Source organism: Enterococcus sp. AZ035 (assembly GCF_050548325.1).
Classification (GTDB): Bacteria; Bacillota; Bacilli; order Lactobacillales; family Enterococcaceae; genus Enterococcus; species Enterococcus faecalis.
In genome coordinates, this window is sequence record NZ_CP172958.1 from 113,883 (window position 1) to 139,906 (window position 26,024).

Annotated in this window: 24 protein-coding genes and 1 pseudogene; 16 read left to right on the forward strand and 9 right to left on the reverse strand. The window is 38.8% G+C overall.

Annotation, left to right across the window (positions count from 1 at the left end):
• Positions 1 to 125 precede the first annotated feature (125 nt).
• The 5 genes from IGL32_RS00480 (at position 126) to IGL32_RS00500 (ending at position 7,178) form a co-directional block, all read left to right on the forward strand.
• Complete coding sequence (locus IGL32_RS00480; protein ID WP_167591373.1) at positions 126 to 1,148, forward strand: NADP-dependent oxidoreductase; 1,023 nt, start codon at positions 126 to 128, stop codon at positions 1,146 to 1,148.
• A gap of 122 nt (positions 1,149 to 1,270) precedes the next feature.
• A complete protein-coding gene (locus IGL32_RS00485) occupies positions 1,271 to 2,074 on the forward strand; it encodes a ParB N-terminal domain-containing protein (RefSeq protein WP_002387475.1) in 804 nt (267 codons plus the stop codon).
• Positions 2,067 to 2,882: a ParB N-terminal domain-containing protein gene (locus IGL32_RS00490; RefSeq protein WP_002373786.1), complete on the forward strand. Its 816-nt coding sequence runs from the start codon at positions 2,067 to 2,069 to the stop codon at positions 2,880 to 2,882. Before IGL32_RS00485 ends, IGL32_RS00490 begins: the two co-directional genes overlap by 8 nt.
• Positions 2,883 to 3,117: 235 nt before the next feature.
• Positions 3,118 to 5,625 (forward strand): EndoS/ChiA family endoglycosidase, encoded by a 2,508-nt coding sequence (locus tag IGL32_RS00495; protein WP_002387476.1) that lies wholly within the window; start codon positions 3,118 to 3,120, stop codon positions 5,623 to 5,625.
• A gap of 284 nt (positions 5,626 to 5,909) precedes the next feature.
• On the forward strand, positions 5,910 to 7,178 hold the full coding sequence (locus IGL32_RS00500; RefSeq protein ID WP_156210222.1) for a RidA family protein: 1,269 nt from the start codon (positions 5,910 to 5,912) through the stop codon (positions 7,176 to 7,178).
• 49 nt (positions 7,179 to 7,227) lie between these two features.
• Here IGL32_RS00500 and IGL32_RS00505 read toward each other — a convergent pair whose 3' ends face one another.
• Together IGL32_RS00505 and IGL32_RS00510 are read right to left on the reverse strand one after the other, a co-directional pair.
• Positions 7,228 to 7,671, reverse strand: a complete 444-nt coding sequence (locus IGL32_RS00505) for a MepB family protein (protein ID WP_002379245.1) — start codon at positions 7,669 to 7,671, stop codon at positions 7,228 to 7,230.
• Positions 7,668 to 9,080, reverse strand: a complete 1,413-nt coding sequence (locus IGL32_RS00510) for a PLP-dependent aminotransferase family protein (protein WP_085443574.1) — start codon at positions 9,078 to 9,080, stop codon at positions 7,668 to 7,670. Before IGL32_RS00510 ends, IGL32_RS00505 begins: the two co-directional genes overlap by 4 nt.
• Positions 9,081 to 9,177: 97 nt before the next feature.
• Here IGL32_RS00510 and IGL32_RS00515 point away from each other — a divergent pair, with 97 nt between their 5' ends.
• Together IGL32_RS00515 and IGL32_RS00520 are read left to right on the forward strand one after the other, a co-directional pair.
• Positions 9,178 to 10,143 carry an ornithine cyclodeaminase family protein gene (locus IGL32_RS00515; protein ID WP_002387478.1) on the forward strand — a complete coding sequence of 322 codons (966 nt, stop codon included), beginning with the start codon at positions 9,178 to 9,180 and terminating at the stop codon, positions 10,141 to 10,143.
• A gap of 1 nt (position 10,144) precedes the next feature.
• Complete coding sequence (locus tag IGL32_RS00520) at positions 10,145 to 10,933, forward strand: PhzF family phenazine biosynthesis protein (RefSeq protein WP_002356143.1); 789 nt, start codon at positions 10,145 to 10,147, stop codon at positions 10,931 to 10,933.
• A 47-nt stretch (positions 10,934 to 10,980) separates the two neighbouring features.
• Here the strand turns inward: IGL32_RS00520 and IGL32_RS00525 are convergent, their stop codons facing one another.
• The 4 genes from IGL32_RS00525 to IGL32_RS00540 form a co-directional block, all read right to left on the reverse strand.
• Positions 10,981 to 11,526 carry an ATP:cob(I)alamin adenosyltransferase gene (locus tag IGL32_RS00525; RefSeq protein WP_002387479.1) on the reverse strand — a complete coding sequence of 182 codons (546 nt, stop codon included), beginning with the start codon at positions 11,524 to 11,526 and terminating at the stop codon, positions 10,981 to 10,983.
• 166 nt (positions 11,527 to 11,692) lie between these two features.
• Positions 11,693 to 12,070 (reverse strand): hypothetical protein, encoded by a 378-nt coding sequence (locus tag IGL32_RS00530; protein ID WP_002387480.1) that lies wholly within the window; start codon positions 12,068 to 12,070, stop codon positions 11,693 to 11,695.
• Positions 12,071 to 12,079: 9 nt separating this feature from the next.
• Positions 12,080 to 14,431 (reverse strand): C39 family peptidase, encoded by a 2,352-nt coding sequence (locus IGL32_RS00535; RefSeq protein WP_010714336.1) that lies wholly within the window; start codon positions 14,429 to 14,431, stop codon positions 12,080 to 12,082.
• Positions 14,432 to 14,533: 102 nt separating this feature from the next.
• Positions 14,534 to 14,863, reverse strand: a complete 330-nt coding sequence (locus tag IGL32_RS00540; RefSeq protein ID WP_002399673.1) for a hypothetical protein — start codon at positions 14,861 to 14,863, stop codon at positions 14,534 to 14,536.
• Between the two features lie 326 nt (positions 14,864 to 15,189).
• On the opposite strand from IGL32_RS00540, the gene IGL32_RS00545 reads away from it, so the two are divergent.
• Together IGL32_RS00545 and IGL32_RS00550 are read left to right on the forward strand one after the other, a co-directional pair.
• The gene (locus IGL32_RS00545) at positions 15,190 to 15,324 is read left to right on the forward strand and encodes a hypothetical protein (protein WP_261990867.1); all 135 of its coding nucleotides are present in this window, start codon (positions 15,190 to 15,192) and stop codon (positions 15,322 to 15,324) included.
• A 29-nt stretch (positions 15,325 to 15,353) separates the two neighbouring features.
• A complete protein-coding gene (locus IGL32_RS00550) occupies positions 15,354 to 15,806 on the forward strand; it encodes a hypothetical protein (RefSeq protein ID WP_231594490.1) in 453 nt (150 codons plus the stop codon).
• An 81-nt stretch (positions 15,807 to 15,887) separates the two neighbouring features.
• Here IGL32_RS00550 and guaA read toward each other — a convergent pair whose 3' ends face one another.
• Positions 15,888 to 17,450, reverse strand: a complete 1,563-nt coding sequence (gene guaA / locus IGL32_RS00555; RefSeq protein WP_002356158.1) for a glutamine-hydrolyzing GMP synthase — start codon at positions 17,448 to 17,450, stop codon at positions 15,888 to 15,890.
• Positions 17,451 to 17,761: 311 nt separating this feature from the next.
• Entirely contained in the window at positions 17,762 to 18,685 is a 924-nt protein-coding gene (gene coaA, locus IGL32_RS00560) for a type I pantothenate kinase (RefSeq protein ID WP_002356160.1), read from the reverse strand.
• A gap of 154 nt (positions 18,686 to 18,839) precedes the next feature.
• Between coaA and IGL32_RS00565 the strand changes: the two are divergent.
• Both IGL32_RS00565 and IGL32_RS00570 read left to right on the forward strand, forming a co-directional pair.
• Positions 18,840 to 19,426: pseudogene (locus tag IGL32_RS00565) on the forward strand (SGNH/GDSL hydrolase family protein).
• A gap of 14 nt (positions 19,427 to 19,440) precedes the next feature.
• Positions 19,441 to 20,049 (forward strand): class I SAM-dependent methyltransferase, encoded by a 609-nt coding sequence (locus tag IGL32_RS00570; protein WP_002356162.1) that lies wholly within the window; start codon positions 19,441 to 19,443, stop codon positions 20,047 to 20,049.
• Between the two features lie 32 nt (positions 20,050 to 20,081).
• Here IGL32_RS00570 and add read toward each other — a convergent pair whose 3' ends face one another.
• Positions 20,082 to 21,113, reverse strand: a complete 1,032-nt coding sequence (gene add / locus IGL32_RS00575; protein ID WP_002356163.1) for an adenosine deaminase — start codon at positions 21,111 to 21,113, stop codon at positions 20,082 to 20,084.
• A 141-nt stretch (positions 21,114 to 21,254) separates the two neighbouring features.
• Here add and IGL32_RS00580 point away from each other — a divergent pair, with 141 nt between their 5' ends.
• The 5 genes from IGL32_RS00580 to IGL32_RS00600 all read left to right on the forward strand — a co-directional run bounded on the left by IGL32_RS00580 (position 21,255) and on the right by IGL32_RS00600 (position 25,996).
• Complete coding sequence (locus IGL32_RS00580) at positions 21,255 to 22,262, forward strand: substrate-binding domain-containing protein (protein ID WP_002356164.1); 1,008 nt, start codon at positions 21,255 to 21,257, stop codon at positions 22,260 to 22,262.
• A gap of 140 nt (positions 22,263 to 22,402) precedes the next feature.
• Positions 22,403 to 23,704 (forward strand): pyrimidine-nucleoside phosphorylase, encoded by a 1,302-nt coding sequence (locus tag IGL32_RS00585; protein ID WP_002356165.1) that lies wholly within the window; start codon positions 22,403 to 22,405, stop codon positions 23,702 to 23,704.
• Positions 23,705 to 23,731: 27 nt separating this feature from the next.
• Positions 23,732 to 24,394, forward strand: coding sequence for a deoxyribose-phosphate aldolase (gene deoC / locus IGL32_RS00590; protein ID WP_002356166.1), 663 nt, complete (start codon positions 23,732 to 23,734; stop codon positions 24,392 to 24,394).
• Positions 24,363 to 24,827, forward strand: a complete 465-nt coding sequence (locus IGL32_RS00595) for a cytidine deaminase (protein WP_002387503.1) — start codon at positions 24,363 to 24,365, stop codon at positions 24,825 to 24,827. Before deoC ends, IGL32_RS00595 begins: the two co-directional genes overlap by 32 nt.
• Before the next feature lie 95 nt (positions 24,828 to 24,922).
• Positions 24,923 to 25,996: a BMP family lipoprotein gene (locus IGL32_RS00600; protein WP_002356168.1), complete on the forward strand. Its 1,074-nt coding sequence runs from the start codon at positions 24,923 to 24,925 to the stop codon at positions 25,994 to 25,996.
• Positions 25,997 to 26,024 lie beyond the last annotated feature (28 nt).

A 26,024-nucleotide genomic window follows, 5' to 3' on the forward strand; every position in this document is an offset into this window, starting at 1 on the left:
TTTGTCAATAAAATACGCTGAGGGCTGAAACTTGACGTGGATCCCATTTTTCGTTAAGATACTAATTGATTAAAGGTTTAAACTTTTAAACCGATAAAAAGGATAGTAAAGAGAGGAAAGATTCAATGATGAAAGCCGCTTTAATTCATAAATACGGACAAAAAGAATTAGCAATCGAGGAGGTGCCCTTACCCACCATTCATGACAACGATGTTTTGGTCAAAATTATCGCTGCCAGTATCAACCCGATTGATTTAAAAACAAAAGATGGCAAAGTAAAGATGCTTTTAAATTATCAAATGCCACTGATTTTAGGCAGTGATTTTGCTGGGATTGTTGTCTCTGTTGGAAAAAAAGTTCAAAATTTTAGGCTGGGCGATGCAGTTTACGGGCGAGTACCCAAAAATCGCGTGGGAACTTTTGCTGAATATATTGCAGTGGATCAAGCGGCTGTAGCTATGAAGCCGAAAAATTTAACGTTTGAAGAAGCTGCGGCCATTCCGTTAGTCGGTTTGACAAGTTATCAAGCGCTACATGATATTATGAATGTGCAGCCAGGCCAGAAAGTCCTGATTCAAGCAGGTTCAGGAGGGATTGGAACCATTGCGATTCAATTAGCAAAACTAGCAGGCGCTTACGTTGCCACCACAACGAGTAGTAGAAATAAAGAATGGGTTCAAGCGTTGGGAGCAGATGAAGTGATTGACTATCGGACACAAAATTTTGAAGAAGTTTTATCCGACTACGATTATGTGTTTGATACAATGGGGGGGACAATCTTAGAAAAAGCTTTCTCAGTGGTTAAACCTCAGGGAAAAGTCGTTACATTGTCAGGCATTCCCAACGAACGTTTTGCTAAAGAGTATGGCTTGCCGCTTTGGAAACAATGGGCTTTTAAAATAGCTACTCGCAAGATTCATCGCTTGGAGCAAGCCACAGATGTTAGTTATCATTTTTTGTTTATGCGTCCCGATGGCGAGCAATTAGCTTTACTCACTGAGTTCATTGAACAGGGAAAATTACAGCCGATAATTGACCGAGTCGTTCCTTTTAGCCAAATTCAAGAAGCGGTGGATTATTCACTGACAGGACGAGCACAAGGGAAAATTGTTGTGAAAATCGCCGAATTAATAAACATGGATGGTTAACCAAAATGTTATTTTAATGTGTGTTTGGTGTTATATTGATTAAAAAAGAATTGCATTTCTTTTTTTTAGACGATATTATAAAATATATAAATTAAAAATATATTTTATAAGGAGTGAAGAATATGGGAAAGTTGATTGGTAAATTGTATGAAACTAAGGATTATTCAAAATTTAAATTTTTAAAGGGAAACAGAGCAATTAAAGAAAAGCGTAGTTTAATAGAATCTATAGAAAAATCAGGTATTTTAGTTCCTATAGATGTAAATGAGAAATTTGAAATTATTGATGGACAAACTCGTTTTTTGATAGCCAGAAAATTGAATAAGTCCATTCCTTATATTATTTCGAAAGGTCTGAACTTAGATGATGTAATTGAGCTTAATTCGACAATTAAGACATGGAAAATTGGAGATTTCATACGAAAATATTCGATGGATGGTATGAACGAATATAAAAAACTACAGTTTATTGTAAAGAAGTATAAAAATATCTCACCCTCTTCTTTAATATCTTTGGCTATGGGAAATAAACACTATGATGGTAATTCACAAGAATTAGTAAAAACAGGTCAATTTTCATTTTATAACTACAAGGAATTTATAAGATTATTAGATTCTTACGGAAACTTTTGTGAAGAGTTGAACTTGAGAAGTTCACAGCAAACATTTTTTGCTTATGTAGAATTATTTATTGTAAAAGATTTCGATTATTATAGGTTAATTAATGGATTTAAAATAAAAACTAAAAATGTTATAGAAGGAATTTTTCACCAAGGAGTCGTTTTGGAAGAGTTTTTGAAAGCATATAATTATAAATTGCATAGAAATTCAAACAAAGCAATTAAATATGAAATCGAAATTGATGGGAAGCCAGTAATAAGAGATATTCAAAGTATGTTTTTAATAAAGGAGATAAAAAATGGATAGAGAAATGAGTGATATTTATATAACGGAAGAATATGAAATGTTCAGCTTTTTAAGAAGTAATCGTGAAGTTACACTGAACAAGAAACTGGAAAATTCTATTCTACAAAAAGGAATTATTCGACCCATTATAGTAAACTCCACAATGCAGATCATCGATGGGCAACATAGATATAGTATTGCAAGAAAATATGGCTTACCCGTGCCATACTATGTTTCCGTAAACAAAGAAATGAATGACATTATTAAAATAAATAATACAGCATGTAAGTGGCGGGTAATAGACTATATTAATAAATACGTAATTTTAGGAAATGAAGAATACAAAAAGTTAAAAGATTTACATATAGAGAATAACAAAATTCCCTTAGTTGAGTTAGTTTCTGTATGCATGGGATCTTGGACTAGGCAGAATAAAATGATGACAGAAGTTAAGAATGGAATGTTCAGTTTTTACAATTATGAAGAGCTAAAGAATTTATTGAATGAATACAATGAATTGAAAAAAAATACTCAAATTAAAGATGCGGGAGCTGTATTCCAAGCTTATTTTAATTTGTCATCTATAATGAAATACAATCAAAAATGGTTTATAAAAAAGGTAAATGGTTTAGAAATATCAAGAAAAGTATTAGGTATAAGGCAACCTGAAAAAGTTTTAAAATTATTTTTAGAAACATATAATGATAATCTGAAAAAAAATTCAAATATAAATCATGATATGCGATATCATTTAGATTTAAAGCATAGAGCAGTTATTGATGATGAGATAAATTTCAAACGAGTAGATCCCAAAAAATTCAAACAGTGATTATTTATTGGTTGATCACGACTAAGTAAAGGAGACTTGCAAGAAAAATAGGCCTGTTTTTCTTGCAAGTCTCAAAATTTACCATTTAAACGCCGTCTAACAAAAGTGATTTTAGGCGGGAAAAGATTTTTATAGAAAATCCTCATTTTTCCAGTTTCTATTTTGCAAATTCGTTATTTTTTGTTATTCTATTGATGGTTGTGTATGCGCTTTCTTTTTAGGTGGATACACAAAAATGAACGGAGTGCAGAAAGGAATGGTGTTCAAAGTGGGGAACAATTTATCGACAAGAAAAGGAGAAAACAGAGAAACAATTGTCAGTTGGCTGGGTCTTTCGTTATTGGTTGGCTTGGCGTTTATCTTATTTAGTCTGTTTCATCAACCAATGATCAGCCAAGCCAATGAGCCGACCCAAGAGAAACATTTTATGGTTTATTATCGGGCTTGGCGTGACAAAACGATGCAAGGAGTTAATACAACATTGCCAGATGAAAATTGGCTAACGATGCACGATATTCCTTATGGTATTGACATTGTGAATGTCTTTAGTTATGTGCCAAAAGGACAAGAAGCACTTGCACAGCCATTTTATGATACGTTAAAAAATGAGTATGCGCCAGCACTGCATGCACGAGGTGTTCGTTTAGTTCGTGGGATTGATTACAGCGAGCTATTAAAAGTTCCTTATGCAGGAACAACGCCTACAGAAGCAGAATTTGATGCTTATGCGAAAGAGTTGTTAACCAAATTTGTCGATGATTTAGGAATTGATGGGTTAGATATTGACATGGAAACTCGTCCAAGTGAAAAAGATATTGTTCTATCTAATGGTGTCATTCGTGCATTATCAAAATACATTGGACCGAAGTCGGGAACGGATCGTCCATTTTTGTATGATACCAATGCAGAATATTTACCACCTTTACAAGATGTCAGTGACTGTTTCGATTTTCTCGCGTATCAACAGTATGGCAGCGATGACCAACGCACGCAACGAGCATTAAATAATTTAAGTCCGGTTCTCAATGGGGAACGATTTGTTCCAGGATTAACTTTCCCAGAAGAGCAAGATCGCAACCGCTGGTATGACACAAAAGAGCCGTATATGGAAAGTAACATGTATAAAGTAGCTCGTTATTCTTATGAAAATAATTTAGGGGGCATGTTCCTCTATGCCTTAGATCGCGATGGTCGCACCTATAATGAAGACGATTTAAATCAGATAAAACCTTCTAATTTACTTTGGACAAAAACGGCCATTGCAGAGAGTAAAGGCGTTTCTCTTGCAGAGATGAAAGCGGCTGCGCAACACTATTTAAAACGAATTAGCTACGCCAACACAGACCTTGAAGCACAAAATAAAGCCGCAGAAGCAGTGACACAAGCAACAACGCTTTATGATGTGAATAAAGCTATTTTAGGTGGCGATTATGGCCAAGGGATTTCAAACACCTATGATGCTGAATTAGAAAAAGGCCTGTTAGCCATTGACTTAACCACTTTATATCGTGCGTTGGATCAAGCAGTTACAGCCATTGAAAAGGCAGAAAGCTATACACCAGAAACGATTCAAGCACTACAAACAACAAAAGAGACAGTCGCCACAGAACTTGCGGGAAAAACGTATACAGCCGCACAAGTGACTACTTGGCAAACGGAGGTCCAAACAGCTTTGGATAATTTAAAAGAGAAACAAACACAACCTTTAAAAAGTGTCTTTTCCATTGATGCGGGAAGAAAATATTTTTCCGTGGAGCAACTGGAAGAATTAGTGGCCAAAGCTAGTCAAAATGGGTACACAGATGTCCAATTAATTTTAGGAAATGATGGCTTACGGTTTATCTTGGATGATATGTCGGTCAATGTGAATGGTAAAAAATACAACCACAACCGGGTTTCAAAAGCAATCCAACGAGGCAACAACGCATATTACAATGATCCTAATGGCAACGCGTTAACACAAAAAGAAATGGATCGGTTGTTGGCTTTTGCGAAAGCGCGCAACATCAACATCATTCCCGTGATTAACAGTCCAGGACATATGGATGCCTTGTTAGTGGCCATGGAAAAACTAGCGATTAAAAATCCCGCTTTTGATGGCTCAAAACGAACAGTAGATTTAGGGAACCAAAAGGCAGTGAATTTCACAAAGGCGATTATCAGTAAGTACGTGGCTTATTTTTCCGCGCATAGTGAAATTTTCAATTTTGGCGGCGATGAGTATGCAAATGATGTCGATACAGGCGGTTGGGCGAAACTGCAATCTTCTGGGCGCTACAAAGATTTTGTCGCTTATGCGAATGATTTAGCTAAAATAATTAAAGATGCGGGCATGCAGCCAATGAGCTTCAATGATGGCATTTATTACAACAGCGACGATTCTTTCGGTACATTTGACCCAGAGATTATTATTTCTTATTGGACAGCCGGTTGGAGCGGATATGACGTAGCCAAACCTGAGTACTTTGTTCAAAAAGGACACAAAATTTTTAATACCAATGATGCGTGGTATTGGGTAGCTGGCAATGTTGATTCTGGCATTTATCAATATGATGATGCTTTAGCAAATATGTCGAAAAAAGCATTTACAGATGTGCCAGCAGGTAGCCCAAATCTTCCAATTATTGGAAGTATTCAATGTGTTTGGTATGATGACCCTCGTCGTGACTATGATTTTGAACGAATTTATACGCTAATGGATACGTTCTCGGAAAATTATCGTGAGTATATGGTGGTTAAATAAAACTAGTTAAAGCTAACGAGTTATCTATAAAGACTGGCACGAATCAAGCTTGATTCGTGCCAGTCTTCTTTAACTGAAGAAGATTTGTTTGCGGGCCAACAATCAATTTAGGAATGCCTTATTGAAATGTTCCTGTTCTTATTGTAGACTGAAAGAAGTGGTGGTGGAAAGCTATCACCATTAATAGAAAAGCAGGAAAATAAAAAGGATCTTGTTGGAAGTTTAATGCTTAAAAATGTAAGCGGAATCATTTTTGTTGGAATGCTAAAAAAGGGAGTAGAGTTATGAGTAATGAAAATATCGTCTTAGCAAGAAATACAGAGCGTGCACCAAAGCATCATCTCGCAGCCCAAACAGTCGCATTTTCCCACTATAATCATTTGTCGGCACAATTACCTATTGAGCCAACCTCTGGACAATTGGTAGAAGGTGGCATTCGGGCCCAAGCGACACAATGTTTGAAAAATATCCAAGCGGTTGTTGAAAGTATCAACCATGTGATGAGTGACATTGTCAGAATGACCATTTTTGTCAAAGATATGCGGGATGCTGCCGCAGTTGAGGAGGTCTATGCGGCCTTTTTTACCCATTATTATCCAGCTAAAACAGTGGTCGCCGTCGCAGATTTGCCGTTAGACGCTTCTGTTCAAATGGAGGCACTTGTTTCAAATGGGGAAGGAACTATCCCTAATGCACCTCAAGCTGGGGATTTAATTAAATTAACAAATCAGACTGTTCAGGCACCAATTGATGCTCTAGCCAGTCAAACGGTCGCGTTTTCTCACTATAACAATCTGTCTGCACAATTGCCTATAGATCCTCAAACGGGCAGAGTTGTGGCTGGCTGTGTTAAAACGCAAACAAAGCAATGTTTGAAAAACATAAAAGCCATTTTAACCAGTATTGATGTGCCTTTTGATGATATTGTGAAGATCAACATTTATTTAAAAGATTTATCTAAGCTGGAAGCTGTCAATCAAGTACATGCCGCTTTTTTCCCAGATTCAGGAATTGCGCGCACGGTCAATTATATGCCAGCACGAACAGTGATTGCTGTTGCTGATTTACCAATGGGCGCGGCGGTGCAAGTAGAAGCGGTGGTTTCTCATGGGGATGGTACGCCACCACAAGCGATTGAAGATCGACATGGATTAATTATTGAAGCAAATAATACAGAGCACGCACCGAAGTGTCCATTTTCGACACAAACTGTTGCTTTTTCTCATTACAACCATCTATCAGCTCAGCTACCATTGGACCCTAAAACAAATGCGTTAGTCGCTGGCGGAATCAAGGAACAAACGACGCAATGTTTAGAAAATATTAAAGCGATTATTGAAAGTGTGGATCACAGCTTAGCTGATCTGGTGAAAGTGAACATTTTTGTGAAAGAGATTGAAGAGCTGGCGGCAGTAGATGACGTCTACCAAACGTACTTCCCTGAAGGCACGCCTGCAAGAAGAGTGATTGGTGTGACGGATTTACCAAAAGGTGCTCAGATTCAAATCGAAGCGATTGCTGGGAACGCAGAAGGTACGCCACCAATTGGTTAAACAGTAGAAGAAACAAACGTCAGCTGGCTTCTGAAGCCAGCTGACGTTTTTAGTATTTAGATAAATCAGTAAAGTAAGTTAGTTGCCATTTTTGTGTTTTTTTGGCGGTTTGATTAAGGTTTTGGCACCAAGAAGGATAAAAACGGGCCGCCATTTTGCCTTTTTGTTGATGCGTTTTGAGAATTTTTTGTTGGATTAAACATTCTTTTGGCAGAAGAAAGAGACCTTGCTTTTCTTGATCAGCAATGACAATTGCTAACATTTCAGGGGCTTCCGTTGCATCAAAGGCTTCGTTCTGATTTTGTTGATTTTTTTCCCAGAAGGCTACAAAATAGCCTTCTTTTTTCGGCGTTTTTTTGGCTAAGCGACTGCGGATAAGTTGTTGCGATTCATTAACTTGACATAAAAAGCCTTCATATTCGGCATTTTGTTTTTCTTCGGAAAGCAGGGTAATCGTGCCCACTGCTTTTTCAAGTATTGGCAATGAATTCATAGGGAATGTCCTTTCTTTTCGTTTAATGTCGGTAAGAGTTCTTGGATAATGGTTAATCCTTTCGCCAATACCTCAAGCTGATTGGAGGCCAAGGAAATTCGTAAAAAAGCATCTGGCTGATTTTGCACAGTAAAGCGGCTCGAGTGAAAAAGACGTACCCCATTTTGGAGAAATTCTTGTTCAATTTGCGGCGCCGTTTTTTCGGTAGAAAGGGGAATAGTTCGGTAGTACGGCAAAGGATTGCTAGGTCTAGCTAACCCAAAAATGGTATCAAATAAGTCATTGGCTTGTTTTGTTAAAGCCAATTTTTCTATCACTAATTCTTCTGCAACTGGTGAGCGTAAGACTTGGGTGACAATTTCAGCATCAAAGCCAGAAGTTTTAACGTTAATGTTAAAAATCGCACGCTCTATTTCTTGGCGAAGAAGCGGAGGGAAAACAAGGTACGCAATGCGTAAGCCTGTGCAGACAAATTTTGTCATCCCCGCTAAGTAAATCGTTTGTTGAGGTAAGAGTTCTTGAAACGTTGGTAAAACCGCTTGCTGTGCATAAGTTGTTAAAAAAGAATGAATGTCATCTTCAATTACCCATAAGTGTTCTTGCTGAATGATTTCAGCTAAAGTCATTCGGCGGGCGCTAGACATTTGGAAACCAATCGGGTTATTACATGCGGGCATTAAGAAAATACCATGTATTTTTTTCTTTTTGCATTCTTGCAGTAAATGCTCTGGGTCCATCCCCTCGGAATCATAGCCAATCGGGACGATTTCTAAATGATAAAGCTGGGCGAGTTCAATAAAATTTGAATACGTGTATCGATCTACGGCAATCCGCTGACCTGGAGAAAAAGCGGCGGCTAACGTCACGGCCAGCCCATTCTGGACACCAGATACAATGGCAACTTCTTCGGCATTGGTCCGAACGCCTTGTGTCTGAAGCCATTCGGCAGCGGTTGCTCGTTGAAAGTGCGTACCTAAAGGATCGCGATAATTTAGCAAACTGTTAAGGGCCGCATTTTTACTAACTGATTCAATAAAAGGTAAAATCCGCTGATTACACATATCAAAGGAACTAACCAGCCCTAAATCAATTAGATGGTCCGCTACTTGGTTGGTAGAGATTGTAATTGAGCGAAACGCGTTGGGAGAAACGAAAGTGCCGCTACCGATGTTGGTATAAAGTAAGCCTTTTTCCATAGCGTGTTTATAGGCTTGACCAATCGTCGTGAAATTCAGATCCAAGTAATCAGCTAATTCTCTTTGCGAAGGCAATTTCACATTTTTTTGAAGCGCACCAGATAAGATATCCGCTTCTAATTGTTGAACCAATGATTGGTAATAAGGTCTTGTTAAACGTTCTTTAACAGGGCGCCATGACAACGCATAGTTCTCATAGGAATTAATCGGCATGAGGGGAACTTCCTTTCTATAAAATTGTATTCCATACAATTATAGCATTGAGTGTATTGTTTGTCTGGTTTATGATAGCGCAAAGGGAGGAATTCAGATGGACATTATTTCTTATGAGAGGGTTATTCAACAATTGTCGTTTTCCGAAGCAATTCAAGTGATGAAACGTTGCTTTGCAGAGTTGCAAAAAGGAAAAATTTCGCAAAGTGAGCGCCATGTAGAGGTTTTACCAGATGGGAAAAATCAAAATCTTTTTGCATTAATGCCTGCTTACTTAGGAAAAAATCGCTTTTTTGGGGCAAAAATCATTACAGCTTTTCCAGAAAATCCACAAAAAAATTTGGCCTCGCATCTTGGTCAAATTTTATTGTTTGATAGTTCTACTGGAAGACCAGTCGCGATGATGGACGCCAATGCGATTACGTGGCTTCGCACGGCAGCTGTTTCTGCTTTGGCAACCGATTATTTAGCAGCTCCAAAGGCAAAAAGTATCGCTTTGATTGGTGCAGGTCAACAAGCTTCATCTCATCTCGCAGCGCTACAAAGCGTTCGGGCGATTGAAAAGGTTTTTATATATGACCGCACAGCAGAACGTGCACGAAAATTAATCGCTAAGCAACAGCACAATTACCCCGAATGTACCTTTATTGGTTGTTCTTCTGTCCAAGAAGCCGTCCAGGAAGCGGAAATTATCTGTACACTAACTTCCAGTCAGGACGCATTTTTAGAAGAAAAAGACGTTTTGCCGAATGCCCATATCAATGCAATTGGTACATTTACGCCGACTTCCAGAGAATTAACAAGCGACCTTGTTAAAAACAGTCAAGTGTTTGTAGATGAGTATGCGGCTGCATTAAAAGAAAGCGGGGATCTTTTAATTCCGATTTCAGAAGGTGCCTTTTCAGCTGAAAAAATTGTAGGTTCTCTCGGCGAATTAGTCACTGGCAAAGTTAAACTAAAGGCGGAGCAGAAAGGCCGCACGATTTTTGATGCGGTTGGCTTAGCAGTTGAGGATTTGTGTTGCGCGGAATACATTTATCAAAAAATACAAGGAGAGAATTAAAATGAGTTATCCCTATTATATTGTCGATGCTTTCGCGGAGGAAGTTTTTAAAGGCAATCCCGCCGCTGTTTATGTTTTGGAAAAATGGTTGCCAGAAGCGGTGATGCAAAACATTGCGATTGAAAATAATTTGTCAGAGACTGCTTTTACGGTCAAGGAGGGACAAAGTTACGCCCTGCGCTGGTTTACGCCGGAACGAGAAATCGATCTCTGTGGACATGCTACATTAGCGACGGCTTTTGTGTTGTTTAACTATTATTCCGTTGCGGAAGAAACACTCCATTTTACTAGTCAAAGTGGACCGCTCGCAGTGACCAAAAAAGAGGAATACTATTATCTAGATTTTCCTTATATCCTACCGGAAAGGATTCCAATTTTGCCAGAGTATGAAGCCGCTTTAGGCACGAAAATTTATGAAGCTTATTTGGGTCGCGATTTATTTTTTGTCTTAAAAGACGAAGAGACAGTGGCAAAAATCACACCAGATTTTTCTGCATTAAAAGCATTGGATTTAGGAGTAGGAGTCATTGTAACGGCATCAGGAGACTCGGTGGATTTTGTTTCACGAACTTTTTTCCCGAAACTAAGAATTAACGAAGACCCAGTTTGTGGTTCTGCGCACGCCAATTTAATTCCTTATTGGGGAAAACGGCTCAATCAAACGACCCTTTCGGCCTATCAAGTGTCCCCAAGAGGCGGCTTTTTAACTTGTGAAGTGAAAGAAAATCGAGTCATTATTGGTGGTACTGCTAAACTATTTGCAAAAGGAGAAGCGTACTTACCTGTATAAAAGTACACCGACCGCTAGCAATTCGTCGTTAGCGGTCGGTGTACTTTTTAAATAGAATAGTTGCGAGAAACAAAGGGAACTTCTTCACCATTTTCGAGCTGATTTAGGTACAAGGCTAACATGAAAAAGTAACCTGAGAGTAAGTTGACTACATCATACAGCTGCGGATCAATTTTTTTACCACCATAGTCCATGCGATAAAGTAAACGAACAATATCTTTGGCTTTGGCTCTTAAAATGTGTGCATAAGAGGAACAGATTGTGCCCATCGGTAAAACAAAAGGACGATTTTCTTCGTATGTCAGTTCATTCATAGCATTGACACGTTCCAAAAGCCAGGCTATTTCGTCCTCTGTGACTGTTAATTTTGTTCGGGTCGTTGGATTGACATGGTAGATTAACTCGCAAATTTTGGCTAGTTCTTCTGTTAGTGCAGGCTGTTCAGGGACGTCTAATTGTTGCACGTATCCTCGTAGAAGACCTGTCATCGAGGCCAATTCATCAGTCATTAATTCAAAATCACATCGTAAATCTTCTGGTTTAGAAGATAGATACGGGTACGCTTCATACGGACTGCGGTACATTTTTTCCATTCAATTTCCCTACTTTCTAAAAATAAAAAGCCCTCAAAAAGAATGCACGAAAGCCAATCTTTTTGAGCGCCGTTGCTCGACTGTTCACAGTACACCATTGTACTTGCTAAGGTAATCATAGCCAAGAGTGAAGGGAGAGTCAAGGGGGAATCAATATGAGATAACTTTATTGATTTATTTTTTGCTTAATATAATTAATGACATCTTTCTTTTGTTCTTTAGCCTCTGATATATATTCCTTTAGTTCTTTATCCGTAATTGTTGAACTGTTAATTCCTTGTTCATACAATTGTCGTCTAGTTTTTGAAACATCATCTGTTGGATTCAATTCTCTATTCTTTAAATTCTCGGTTGTTTCAATTGTTATAGATGATGTAGAAGTTGGTGTTGTGTCCGGATTACTACTATCTTTTTTAGAAGACTGGGTAGTTTGCTGCTTAGTTGATACTTCAGTAGATGAAGCGTCGCTATTTTTTCCCCCAGTATTATTACTACATGCCGTTAAAAATAAGGCTAACAATAGTACAATAAGTTTTTTTTTCATTATATCCTCCTATAAAATAACGAAACATGGTCGGCCTTCTGTCCAATCAATTGGATCATTTGACGGGGTATTCCAAAGTGCTTGTGTTGACACCCAACCTGAGTAAAACTGGCGACCATACGGATCATAGGTTAAAGTGTAACCATTTTTGTACTCATGAACGACAATAGCATGTCCAATCCCAACATTTTGATATAAAATAACGGGATATCCTTCAGAAAGATAGGCGTTTAATGTAGCTACATCATTAATAACTTTGATCGAACGGCCATATGATTGAGCTGTTATCACTAAATCAGTTGCAGAAGCGCCAAAGTATCTTTGATTTAACCCGCCATAAGATGCCATTCTTGTTGCAACACTGACAGGATTTACATTATAACCGTAAGAGCCTCTTAAAATCATAGATAAACTTGTTGGAACACATCCTGCTGCGCCAATGGTATAGTTTCCGATATAAGTATTAATCCATTGTGGGTCACGTTGAGAATAATAATAAGGTTTTTTCTTTAATCTTTCTGCACGTAATCTGTTTGCTATCTCTGCTGGTGTGCGAGCTTCATCGCCAACTAAAAAGGCTTTTCCAGATCCTTTAGGAGCAGTTTCACCTTTTCTAACTATTTTGATTTGAATAGCTTCCAAATGTTTAGAGGCAGCTTGACTTCCAGCTGAGGCACCATTAGCTGCCCAATTCAACCAACCTTTATCTTGGATATGGACACGGTAATAGACATCATAATATCTTGAAACATCACCGGCCAGTTTAATTTTAATGGCTTCTAATTGTAAATTTTTTCCAGTTGTGCCAGACAATGCCCCATTAGCTTTATAAGCTTGCCATCCGATATTTTGGATGTGCGTAGAGTATTCTATATTTCCAGCTAGAGCAGCATCACTCAGGTTGATTTTGATTGCTTCCAGTTGTAAATTTTTCCCACTTGTACCAGCTATTTCACCATTCTTGACAACCCCTTGCCAACCAATATTTTGCACGTGTGTTTGATAGTTGACATTTGGTTTGATTTCATCTGGACGTTTTGCTTCATTTCCAACTAAAAAGGCTTTTCCATTTCCTTTAGGAGCAGTTTCGCCCTTTCTAACTACTTTGATTTGGATGGCTTCTAAATGTTTAGATGCAGCTTGACTTCCAGCTGGGGCGCCATTAGCTGCCCAATTTAACCAACCTTTATCTTGGATATGGACACGGTAATAGACATCATAATATCTTGAAACATCACCGGACAGTTTAATTTTAATGGCTTCTAATTGTAAATTTTTTCCAGTTGTGCCAGATAATGCCCCATTGGCTTTATAATCTTGCCATCCGATATTTTGGATGTGCGTAGAGTATTCTATGTTTCCAGCTAGAGCAGCATCACTCAGGTTGATTTTGATTGCTTCCAGTTGTAAATTTTTCCCACTTGTACCAGCTATTTCGCCATTCTTGACAACCCCTTGCCAACCAATATTTTGCACGTGTGTTTGATAATTGACAGTTGGTTTGATTTCATCTGGACGTTTTGCTTCATTTCCAATTAAAAAGGCTTTTCCATTTCCTTCAGGTGCCGCTTCGCCCTTCTTCACTAATTTAATTTGAATGGCTTCTAATCTTTTAGCGGCGCTTTGACTACCTGCGGACTCACTGTTTTTTGCCCAATTCAACCAACCTTTATCTTCTATATGCACACGATAATAAACATCATATGCGTTAGCTATTTCTCCAGTTAAGCGAATTTGAATCGCTTCGAGCCGCAAAGACTTTCCGCTTGTACCAGACAATTGATTATCTTTCACATATCCTTGCCACCCAATTTCTTGGACATGTGTTCTATATTCTACAGATCCAGCCAAATCTGAATTTGAAATATTCATTTTAATTCCTTCAAGACGTAAAGAGCGTCTGCTAGTCCCAGAAATTTCCCCGTTTTTGACAACCCCTTGCCATCCGATGTCTTGGATATGTGTCTGATAATTAATATCAGGAACTTTTTCTTCTGCTTTTGCCGGTGCTATAGGTGTGTCCTCATTACTTTGTGATGTTTCCAAAGTAGTTTCAGTATCGTCGCTACTATTTTCTGTATCATTAACAGTTGTTACTTCTGATGTAGAAACTTCAGTGGTGGAATCGGAGGTTGAGGAAGTGGACGTTGTTTCTGTTTCCTCTTGAGAATTTATGATGCTTGGGTTCATTTCTTCAGTGACACCGCTACTCATTTGTCGCTCCGTTAGAGATGTTTCTGAAGCCACCGTTTCTTCAGTAGTTCCCTTAGAGCGTTCCAAAGCGTAAGCAGAAATAGGGGTAACGAGAAATCCCGACAACAAAACCGCTAACATAGAACTAGTTATAACACTTTTTTTCATTAATTTACTCCTTCATAGCTTATTTATTATTTATAGTATACGACAACGTCAAAGGCCAAACAAGAACGTCTTGTTTTTATAAGAACAATAGTGAAAAAGTGTCTATAAAATGACTGAAAAAATTACCAGAAGTAAACCAATCAATAAACTGACAAGACCAGAAAGTTGACCTAATCGTTGTTGGGTAGAAGAAGGCTGGTCGGTAACAGTGAGCAAACTTGAGAAAAAGTTCATTTTTTTCACGAGTATTAAATACGCAACAACAAGCAAAAGAATACCCGAAAAAAGGTACGAAAGGGGCTCAGAAATAAATTTTTGGGCACGAAGTAAAAAAATTCCTATGAAGAGGACAACAAAACCATACTTAAGAAAAGTTTCTTTTGACATGTTGAAATCGCTTCCTTTTAATTGATGAATTTTATTAATAGTCACTATCAAAAGGATTAAGACATAGCCATGCAAGTTTATTGATTAATGAGTTGAATGCTAATCCTTTAGCAGTTCAAAAAAGGCTTGGACACTCTGATATACAAATAACATTAGGAAACGTACCCACATTTATATCCAACTATTGATAGAGAAGTTGCAGATAATTTAAAAAATGTAATTAATATTAAAACATCCAATAAATCATTGGTAAATTGGAATGGAAATCAATATATTAAAAATAAGAGATAATACAAACTAGCTTATTTTTCGTTTATTTTTTATAATTAATGTTACAGGAAATTTACCATTAATTATAAGGAGAGGAAAAAATGTTTGAATTGTTAAAAAATAATTGGTTTGAGTTACTTATTTTAATTTTTATTTATCCTGGCTATAAAGGGATAAAAAAGGCTATCGAAAATGGCTTATCTGAATTGCCACAAAGGCTACATGAAAAAAACTAGAAGAGATAAGAAATGAAAATAGTAATATAATGCAAGACAAGGAACATCAAACAACTAGGGAATTGCAAGTTGATAACTATTATCGTTCAATTTCAGGTAAAAAAATAGAAGACCTTTTCTCTCGTTGGATGGATATGATAGCGGATACTGAAAAAATTGAAAATTTGAAGCCAGCTGTTTTAAATAAGATGATTAAGGAATTAATGATGTATGGTTCAGCGAGAACAGTTTATATTGGCTCTCTTTTTCAACAATATAATTATAAAAGACCGTCTACATCAGATGAATTTAATGCTTTCGAATTACTTTATCTAGGAGCTAGTCTAGTGGCTTCTATGAAGCAAGATTTTACAGGATATGAGGTTGACCCTGAGGTACTGCTAAGAATGAAAATTACAGATATCGATTCTGAAATAAACAAAGAAAGATTTAAACTTGCAAAAGAGAACGCAAGCAAGATAATAGAAGACGGTTTTATATAGATAGCTACCGAAAAGGGTACCAGAAACCAAATTAAAAGCCTAGAAACGTTGGAAAATCAACGTCTAGGCTTTGTTTTTAGACTATTCCCACTCCACAGTTGCAGGTGGTTTTGAAGTAATATCGTACACGATACGGTTTACATGTGCAACTTCGTTCACGATGCGCACAGAGATTTTTTGTAAAACATCCCAAGGGATACGGGCAAAGTCAGCGGTCATGCCGTCGATAGAAGTCACAGCACGGATACCGACTGTGTAATCGTAGGTACGGCCATCGCCCATAACGCCTACTGAGCGGATGCCAGGTAAGACAGTAAAGTACTGCCAAATGTCACGATCTAAGCCAGCTGCTGCGATTTCTTCACGTAGGATAGCATCTGAATCACGAACGATTTGTAACTTATCTTCTGTAATTTCACCAAGCACACGAATACCTAATCCTGGTCCTGGGAATGGTTGGCGCCAAACGATTGCATCAGGCATGCCAAGTTCAGTTCCTAAGGCACGAACTTCGTCTTTGAATAATGTATTTAAAGGTTCAATTAATTCAAATTGCATGTCTTCAGGAAGACCACCAACGTTGTGATGTGATTTAATTGTTTGCGCAGTTTCTGTACCAGATTCGATGACATCTGTGTAAAGAGTTCCTTGTGCTAGGAATGAAACGCCTTCTTCCCCAGCAAGTTTAGTTGCTTCGTCATCAAAAACATACACAAATTCGTTACCGATGATTTTACGTTTTTGTTCAGGGTCAGAAACGCCTGCTAATTTGCTTAAGAAGCGTTCTTTCGCATCTACTTTAATAATGTTTAAGCCAAATTTACCGCCTAAACTTTCCATTACTTGTTCTGCTTCACCTTTACGTAATAATCCATGGTCAACGAAGATACAAGTTAATTGGTCGCCAATGGCTTTTTGTAAAAGCACGCCGACAACACTTGAGTCAACGCCACCTGATAAACCAAGTAAGACTTTTTTATCGCCTACTTGTTCACGGATTTTAGCGACTTCCATATCGATGAAGTTTTCCATGCTCCAGTCACCAGTACAGCCACACACATCAAAAGCAAAATGACGTAATAAGTCGTTACCATATTCTGAATGACGAACTTCTGGGTGAAATTGTACGCCGTAGAATTTGCGGTTGGCATCTTCGATAGAAGCGATTGGACAATCGTTGCTTGTCCCAACTTTTTCGAATCCAGGAGCGATTTCTGTTACTAAATCACCGTGGCTCATCCAAACGGTTTGTTTCGCAGGTGTTCCTTGGAATAATGTCGCATCACCAAGGATTTCTAATTCTGCTTTTCCGTATTCACGGTTTGCGGCAGGTTCTACTTTTCCGCCTAAGTTATGAGTCATTAATTGCATACCGTAGCAGATGCCAAGAATGGGAATTCCTAACTCATAAATTTCTGGATCAATGCTAAAAGCATCTTTGTCATACACGCTGTTTGGTCCACCTGAGAAGATGATTCCTTTAGGCGCGATTTTGCGAATTTCTTCTGCCGTAGTTCGGTGGCTTAATAACTCAGAGAATACGCCAAATTCACGAATACGACGAGTAATCAATTGGTTAAACTGACTACCAAAGTCTAAAACAATAATTTTTTCGACAGATGTCAAATCGGCAACGTTAGTCACGTCTATTACCCCTTATCCATTTAAATTTATCTAAAGAAAAGGCGGTTAAAAAGTGGTCAGCACCAAGAATTAAGAAAGGATTTTCAAAAATTGTTTTACGATTTTTAGAAAATTTTGGCTTAATTCCGCAGGGGCTACTTTTAAACAGCCGAAAATCAGGCGGTTAAAAAGTGGTTCACTTTTGTTCCGTACTCTTCTTTGTCTAGCTATACTTATTAAAACATTTTACTCCTTGAAAGTCATGCATTCTGCTGAAAATTTTCAAGGATATTTCTACAAAAGATACAGGATATTTCTTAGCTCGTCAACCCTTAATATTTACGTAGATAGATTTGGTCAATCAAATGATTTTCCGTTTTATGCAAAATAATGTCCGCACGTCCGCGCGTTGGCAAGATATATTCCTCCAAGTTCGGTAAGTTCACGGTTTTCCAAACATTCCGTGCCATGGCGAAAGCATCTTCTCGTTTGCCAATTGCATATTGGTAATAATAATTATTAGGATCTAAGAAAGCCGTATCTAATAAGGCCCCAAAACGTTCTAGGTACCATTTTTCAATTAAGGCTGGATCGGCATCTACAAAAATAGAAAAATCAAAAAAATCACTCACATAAATTTGTTGATTGGCGGGTAACTGTAATGTGTTAATGCCTTCAACAATCAGAATATCTGGTTGTTGTATCAACTCATATTCGCCTTCGATAACATCGTAGACACTGTGAGAATAGACGGGTGCTTTAATTTCGTCTTTGCCGCTTTTGACTTCGTTTAAGAAATTAATTAGCTTCTCCATGTCATAACTTTCAGGAAACCCTTTTCGGTCCATAATTCCCTGTTCTTCTAACACTTTATTGGGATACAAAAATCCATCCGTTGTAATGAGTTGAACGTTTCTTCGTTTAAACGTTCGGGCCAGAATTCTTTGCAAAAGACGAGCGGTGGTGCTTTTACCAACGGCGACACTGCCGGCAATTCCAATGATGAATGGTGGTACAGAGACATATTCATGTAGGAATAATCCTTTGCTAAGTGTTAGCGATTCAAATTCTTTCATGTACAAATGAATAAGATGCGTTAAGGGTACATAAATTTCTTGTACATCTTTTAGTGAAATTTGGTCGTTCACACTTTTAATGTTATCCAATTCTGCTTCGGTTAACGGTGCTTTGCCGTCATGATAAAACCCATGCCATTCTTCTCTGGAAATTGGGTAGTAATTCATTTTATCGTCCATTGTTCCTCCACCAAACCCTGTTCAATCTTTGTACATTTTACCATAATTTCACAAGGGAAACACAGGATTTTACAAAAGAATTCCCTTCTTCGCCAATTTATGATGAAAATGGTATCATGAAAAGAGAAAACTGTTAGAAAAGAGGGGAAAAGCCATGAGAAAAATTGTATTATTTGGTGATAGCATTACTGCTGGTTATTTAGACGAAGCTGTCTCACCTGTTCTTGTTGACTTAGTAAAACGGGATATTGCTGCGATGGGTCTAGAAGAAGTGGCTGTCATTAATGCTGGAATGCCTGGCGATACAACAGAGGATGGTTTAAAACGATTAAATAAAGAAGTACTAATTGAGAAACCTGATGAGGTGGTGATTTTCTTTGGCGCCAATGATGCGTCACTGGATCGAAATATAACAGTAGCCACGTTTAGAGAAAACCTTGAAACAATGATTCACGAATTGGTTCAGAAAAGGTGATTTTAATTACGCCACCATATGCGGATAGTGGCAGACGTCCAGAACGTCCACAAACGCGTATCAAGGAATTGGTCAAGGTTGCACAAGAAGTCGGAGCGGCACATAACTTGCCAGTTATTGATTTGTATAAAGCGATGACTGTTTATCCTGGAACGGATGAATTTTTACAAGCGGATGGTTTGCATTTTTCACAAGTGGGCTATGAATTATTAGGTGCCTTGATTGTTCGAGAAATAAAAGGTAGACTAAAACCAAAACAAGCATAGATAGGAAGAACAAAATGGCGAATCATTATTATACAGAAAATCCAGAATTAGCACATGATTTAGAAAGCTGGTCTTTTCCATTACGTGGTCGGACCTTTCAGTTTACGACCGATAGCGGGGTCTTCTCAAGAGGAACAGTGGATTATGGTTCTCGTGTGTTGATTGATGCCTTTGAATGGGAAAATTTACCAGCAGGCCGTTTGTTAGATGTTGGTTGTGGCTATGGACCAATTGGGTTGTCCTTAGCAGCGGCGACTGGTCGACTGGTGGAAATGGTGGATGTCAACCAACGGGCAGTTGGGCTAGCTCAAATGAACGCCCAACGTAACCAAATTACTACTGTGGATATCCATTCTTCCAATGTGTATGAAACCTTAAACGAAACGACCTACGCGGCGATTGTTAGCAACCCGCCCATTCGTGCAGGCAAAAAAGTTGTCCATGGCATTTTAACAGGGGCTTTTCCGTTGTTGAAAGTTGGTGGCACACTAACGGTGGTTATTCAAAAGAAACAAGGTGCACCTAGTGCAGAAAAGAAAATGGCTGAAGTATTTGGCAATGTTGAAATTGTGACAAAAGACAAAGGCTATTATATTTTACGAAGTGTTAAAGAAGCAGAGTAAAAAAGAACCGCCACTTTAGTGGCGGTTCTTTTTTAGAATAGATACGCTTGATCAATTTTTTGGTTCAACAGTTTTTTTTCGTCTGGCGATAAAAAAGCACCTGCAAGCGCATTTTTAGTGAGTTGCTTCATTTCGTCATAACTTAATTGATACCAAGTGGCCAATTTCATGAATTCTTTCGTTAACGTAGTATCTGAAACAGTTCGATTATCGGTATTGATGCAGACGGCTAAGCCAGCCTCTATAAATTGTTGAAAAGGGTATTCAGCCAATGTTTTGACGGTTCCTGTTTGGAAGTTGCTAGTTGGACACATTTCTAAAAGAACCTTTTTTTCTTTTAAGAGCGCCAAATATTCGGGTGTATCTTTCAAAGCAATACCGTGACCAATCCGAGTAGCACCTAAAGTGACAGCATCAGCGACATTTTTGCCACAGCCGCATTCCCCAGCGTGGAGTGTTAATGGAATTGACAATTGGTTGGCTAAAGCTAATACGTCTTCAAATGTGTATGGAGGGAAATCGACTTCATTGCCAGCTAAATCAAAGCCGACAACGCCTGTCTCTCTGAAATCATGCGCTAAGTGAACGATTTTTTCTATGGCTTGTTGTTGGTCATGCCGCATGCCGCATAACAGTGCATTGCTTTTTACACCAAAATCTTCTTCGCCTTGTTTTAAGCCAGTTAAAACAGCAGTCACGATTTCAGGTAACCGTAAGCCTTTTTCTGTATGTTGGGAAGGCGCAAAACGCACCTCTATGTAAGCCACGCCATCTTCGGCAGCTTGGCTAATCACGTCATACGCCGCTGCTTGCAAAGCCTCAGCTGTTTGTAGACAGGTGAGCACGAAGTCGAACCGAGTTAAATAATCATTCAAATCGGTGCATTTTTCAGGGGCAACCACTAACTCTTTCAAGGCTTGTTCGTCTTGGGGTAATGGAATGTTTTGTTTTTCAGCAATGGTGCGTAAAGTGGTTGGTCGAATCGACCCATCTAAGTGACAGTGCAGCTCGATTTTTGGTAATTGACGGACACGGGATTCTTCCATGAAAAAAATAGCCTCCATTTTCTTTTGTTTTTTAATCTTTTTAGTCTATTTCTTTTGTCTTTTTTTTGTTAAAATGTAAAAGATTCGATAAGTATTTTGAAGACTGTAACACGTCTACAAATGTCTGTCAATGCAAAAGGAGACGTTGGGAGGGGCGCGATGAAACTAACGATTAAAGAAATTGCTGATATGGCTGGTGTTTCTGTCACAACCGTCTCACAAATTCTGAATAATAAAGGGAGTCGTTTCAGTGAAAAAACCCGCAACAAGGTGTTGGCGGTAGTCGCTGAAAATCATTACAAACCAGATTACTTTGCTTCGAATGTAATCAACCGTCATTCCAAAACCATTGGTATGATTGTGCCAGATGTGACGGATTTCTTTTTCTCAAAAGTGATTGAAGGTGTAGAAACATATTTAAATTCGTTAGGCTACATGATTTTGTTATGCAATTCAAAGCATGATTCCGAGCAAGCGATGCAATATGTTAGCGAGTTGATTCATCGGTCGGTGGATGGCATTATTTTTGCCACGCCGAATGTTTTGCCAGAAAATCATATTTTAAAAGACCGACGAGAACATCCGATTCCTGTCATTCTTGTCGATCGTGGGATTAATCCACGAGATAGTGGACGATTAATCGTTAAAGAGTACGAAGGTGCTTATCAAGCGGTCCATCATTTGATTCAACAAGGGCATCAGCATATTGGCATGTTGCGTGAAAGTGCCGGCTATTATCGTTTGACGGAACGAGTGACGGCGTATCAGCATGCGTTACAGGACAATAATTTACCTTTTCGTCCGCATTATGTTTGTGCTGGGGAATTGAACTTGCATGGCGGCTATGCTGCGGCGAAAGAAGTTTTGAAAAATGAAGAAATCACAGCAATTTTTTGTGGCAATGATGAAATGGCGATGGGGGCCTATCAAGCCATTGAAGAAGCGGGCAAGAAAATTCCTGACGATATTTCGGTGGTTGGTTTTGATGGCTTGGAAATTTCCGAATATTTGGTGCCGAGTTTAACAACTGTCTATCAGCCGAGTTTTGATATTGGCTATTATGCAGCAAAATTTTTGGTGGAAGCTATTGCAGATCCAACAGGGAAAGTTCCAAATAAAGTTTTCGATGCGACGTTTATTGCTAGAAAAAGCACAAAACCGATTTAAAAAACAGCTTAGAAATAGAATGTTCGTGTTGTTTGCGTTTTCACAAGAAAAAAATAATAGTAAACTGGTTTACTAAATGGTTTAAAGCTGAACGATTTTGTTGTATAATACATTATCGGGAAATCGGAGGGAACGAATTCATGAGAATGGTAGACATTATTGAAAAGAAACGTGACGGGCATCAACTAACAAGCGAAGAAATTCAATTTATTATCAACGGATACACAGATGGTTCAATTCCAGATTATCAGGTAAGTGCCTTTTTAATGGCTGTTTTTTACCAAGATATGACAGACGAAGAAATTACACAAATGACGTTAGCAATGGTCCATTCAGGCGAAATTGTGGATCTTTCTTCTATAGAAGGAATCAAAGTCGACAAGCATTCTACAGGTGGCGTAGGCGACACTACGACGCTTATTTTAGCGCCGTTAGTTGCTAGTGTCGGGGTCAATGTAGCAAAAATGTCTGGTCGTGGCTTAGGCTACACGGGCGGTACGTTGGATAAATTAGAAGCGATTCCTGGTTTTAAAGTTGAATTGACAGAAGAACGTTTTATTCAATTGGTGAACGATACAAAAGTGGCAGTAATTGGTCAGTCAGGTGATCTAGCACCAGCAGACAAAAAACTTTATGCGTTACGCGATGTGACCGCCACTGTTGACTCAATTCCATTAATTGCAAGTTCCATTATGAGTAAAAAAATTGCCGCAGGGGCAGATGCGATTGTCTTAGATGTGACTACTGGTGAAGGGGCCTTTATGAAAGACCTAGCAAGTGCTCGTCGATTAGCGGAAACAATGGTTCGCATTGGAAAACTGGCAAATCGCCAAACGATGGCAGTAATTTCAGACATGTCACAACCTTTAGGGGAGGCCATCGGAAATAGTTTAGAAATCGTTGAAGCAATCGAGACCTTGCAAGGAAATGGGCCAGAAGATTTAGTGGAGATGTGCTATGTCTTAGGAAGTCAGATGGTCGTTTTAGCTAAAAAAGCCGAGACGTTAGACGAAGCACGGGCTTTATTAGAAGAAGCATTAACAAGCGGTCGAGCGCTCGCAAAATTTAAAGAAATGATTGAAAATCAAGGCGGCGACAGTTCCGTTGTTGACCAGCCAGAAAAATTATTAACCGCAACTTATCAATTTGATTTACCTGCCAAAGAAACAGGCGTGGTACAAAAAATCGTTGCCAATGAAATTGGCGTTGCCGCAATGTTGCTGGGCGCTGGTCGTGCTACGAAAGAAGATACGATTGATTTTGCAGTTGGCTTGAAACTTCACAAAAAAGTAGGGAGCCCAGTTGAAAAAGGCGAATCATTACTAACCATTTATGCCAATCGTGAAGACGTGACAGAAGTCGAACAATTGCTTTATAAAAACATTGAAATTGGACCAACCGGCGAAGAGCCTATTTTGATTCACGATATTATTACGGAATAAAACAAAAAGAAAAGAGGAATTCTCATCATGGAATTAAACCGCATGATTGACCACACTATTTTGAAACCAGAAGCGACAGAAGCCGCTGTCCAAAAAATTATTGACGAAGCTAAGGAGTACAACTTTTTCTCTGTATGTATCAATCCTTGTTGGGTCGCTTTTGCTAGCGAGCAATTAGCAGATACCGACGTCGCTGTGTGTACCGTTATTGGCTTTCCTTTGGGGGCAAATACACCAGAAGTTAAAGCATACGAAGCAGCTGATGCGATTAAAAATGGTGCGAATGAAGTGGATATGGTGATTAATATTGGTGCATTAAAATCACAACAATACGATTACGTACGTCAAGACATTCAAGGCGTAGTAGATGCAGCCAAAGGAAAAGCGTTAGTCAAAGTGATTATTGAAACAGCATTATTAACAGACGAAGAAAAAGTTAAAGCTTGTGAATTAGCCAAAGAAGCAGGTGCCGATTTCGTTAAAACATCTACTGGCTTCTCAACAGGCGGCGCTAAAGTAGCAGACATTCGTTTAATGCGTGAGACAGTTGGTCCTGACATGGGCGTTAAGGCTTCTGGTGGCGTGCATAATGCAGAAGAAGCGTTAGCAATGATTGAAGCGGGGGCAACACGCATCGGTGCAAGTACGGGTGTAGCAATTGTTTCTGGCGCAACTGGCGAAGGGTATTAATTCGTATTTCAAATTAAACGAAGGTGTGGCGAAAAAGATGACAGTAAAACAAGAATGGCTTGATTGTGCCGTAGAAGCATTGGCACACGCCTATGTACCGTATTCTAATTTTCCTGTGGGCGCTTGCTTAGTGACTGCAGACGGGAAAATGTATCAAGGAGTCAACATTGAAAATGCCTCCTTTGGTTTAACAAATTGTGCAGAAAGAACGGCGATTTTTAAAGCCATTTCAGAAGATGAACGGACCTTCCAACATTTAGTTGTAGCAGGTAATACAGAGGCACCCATTTCTCCATGTGGCGCTTGTCGTCAAGTAATGGCTGAATTCTTTGATCCACAAATGCCGGTCACGCTAGTTGGTAAAGATGGCGCGACTAAAACAATGACAGTTGAGGCATTATTGCCCTATTCATTTACAGATAAAGATTTTTAAAAAAAGGACATAAGGTTTCGTTGGGCTCAAAGTAGATTTCAATAGCATAAATGCGAATGAAATAATAGATAAAATAGTAGGGGGCTTTTCGGAAAGTGAAACAAGCAAAATTTTTAGGTCTAGGATTGGCAGCAGTTGCCTTAACCATTGGGTTAGCTGCATGTGGCGGCAATAGCAAAAAGAACGCCAACACAAAAGGTGATCCACAACATAGTGTCGTAATGGTCACAGATACAGCCGGCATTGATGACAAATCTTTTAACCAATCTGCGTGGGAAGGAATGCAAGAGTGGGGCAAAGAGCACAAACTTCCAGAAGGACCTCAAGGGTATGCGTATATTCAATCAAATGAAGCATCTGATTATACATCAAACATTGACCAAGCCATTTCAAGTCAATTTAAAACGATTTTTGGCATTGGCTATTTACTAAAAAATGCAGTAGTAGATGCAGCGGACGCCAACCCAGAAACGAATTTCGTTCTAATCGACGATACAGTTAATGGGAAAAACAACGTCGCTTCTGCAACATTTAGAGATAATGAATCTGCGTATTTAGCAGGTGTGGCAGCAGCTAACACTACGAAAACCAACAAAGTAGGATTTATCGGCGGGGTTGAAGGACCTGTTATTGGCCGTTTCCAAGCTGGTTTTGAAAAAGGTGTAGCAGACGCTGGCAAAAAATTAGGCAAAGATATTCAAATTACGTCTACTTATGCAGGGACATTTGCAGACGCTTCAAAAGGACGGGCCTTAGCTTCTTCTATGTATCAAGCAGGTGCCGACATTATTTATCACGCAGCGGCGACTACAGGACAAGGAATCTTCCAAGAAGCCAAAGCGCTAAATGAAACAGGTTCAAAAGATAAAGTTTGGGTGATTGGTGTTGACCGTGACCAAAACGAAGACGGTAAATATACAACCAAAGATGGCAAGGATGATAACTTAACGTTAGCTTCAACCATTAAAGGTGTAAATATTGCTGTGAAAAAAATCTCTGATCTTGCATTAGAAGATAAATTCCCTGGCGGCGAACATTTAACTTATGGATTGAAAGATGGCGGTGTTGATTTAACAACAGAAGCCCTAAGCGATCAAGCCAAAACGGCAGTTAAAGAAGCCAAAGAACAAATCATCTCTGGTGACGTAAAAGTCCCAGACCAACCTTAGAAACAACTTAGTTGTTTAAATACATTAA